Raw genomic sequence first — 1,270 nt, 5'->3', positions numbered from 1 at the left:
CCCACAGACCGATCTCGATCGGCCATTGGCCCAGGCGGCCCTGATCTCGGCGTTCGAGCTCCAGAGCACAGATCAGGCCTGCCGCGCGCTGCAACTGGTCCAGCGTCAGGAGCCGGAGCGTATAGCGCATCACCACCGACAGTCCCGCGCCGCTCAAGCCTGGATTGTGCAGCCGGCGGCGCGCGATCGCGAAGGCGGCCAGCCCCAGATAGGCTTCCGTCTTGCCGCCGCCGGTCGGAAAGAACAGCAGATCGACGGTTGCACGATCCTGGTGAAGCGGATCGATGAGACCGTCGAGGTTGAGGAGCACGAAAGCGAGTTGGAACAGGCGCCACGTCGGCGCGGCCTGCTGGTCCGGCGCCTTGCCGTTGATGGTCGAGCCGCGCTGTCGGCTGGCGCACGCCATGGTCCGGTTCATGATGGCGAAGGCTTCGCGGCTAACAGGATCAGCGGCCAGGCGCCGGATACCGCTGGCGATGCGGTCCTTCGCCACGTCGATCTCCCTGAGAAGCTGGTGCGCGACCTCCTGCCGCTTGCGGCCATCGATCCGTGCGACCTCCCGTTCGCGTTCCACAGCCCACGCGGCATAGGCGACGGGCAGCTGCTCGAGCGCGGCGCGCAGGCTGTCGGCGCCTTCGGCTGCCTTGGCCAGGTCCTCCATGCCGCGGATGACGCCCGGAAGGTCTATGTCGGCACCAAGCTTTTCGACATCCTGGCAAGGGATTGATGTCGTAAACACGGTCGTGATGCGGCCGTCGCCGTCTAGCGCACCCCAGTCGCCCGAGCTGTTGTGGCCAGTCGCGTAGGACGCGACATCGCGATAGTGAAGATCGGAAAGTCGCTGGTCGAAATCCTCGGCATCATAGGACGCGCGATCGTCGTTCGGCTCGAAGCCGAGCGAGGATTCGAGCTCCAGGCGGGCCTGGAAGCAGAAGGCCAGATCGCCATACCGCCTGAGAGCCTCGGAGCGCCTGTTGACGAGGAAGATCGAGACGGCGAGCAGGTCGCGCCGCTGCCCGTCGATGCCGGCAGTGTGCGTCGGCCGCACGGAGACGGCAAGCTCGAGCCCGCCGCCAGGATAGGCTGGCGCTGCGCTTTGTTGAACGACATGTCGGGTAAGCCCCTCCTTGATAGGGATCGTCATCCGCCGCTCCTGCGGCAACCGGCGCCACTGCAGGCTGCTGCGGGCTGGCTCGTCAAGCTTGCGCCTCTCCTTGGCAGCGGCCTCGCGTTCCTCCGGATTGACCAGGACGGAGGCCAGAGGCGGCTC

General features: G+C 66.7%; 1 pseudogene. It reads right to left on the bottom strand.

Features of this window, described 5'->3' with window-relative positions:
* Nucleotides 1–1,144: pseudogene (locus EOD07_RS34820) on the bottom strand (hypothetical protein); the annotation flags it as partial.
* Nucleotides 1,145–1,270 lie beyond the last annotated feature (126 nt).

This window comes from Mesorhizobium sp. M2C.T.Ca.TU.002.02.1.1 (genome assembly GCF_003997225.1).
Note: the sequence above shows the minus strand (reverse complement) of the source record. Positions and strands in the feature narration are given on the sequence as shown.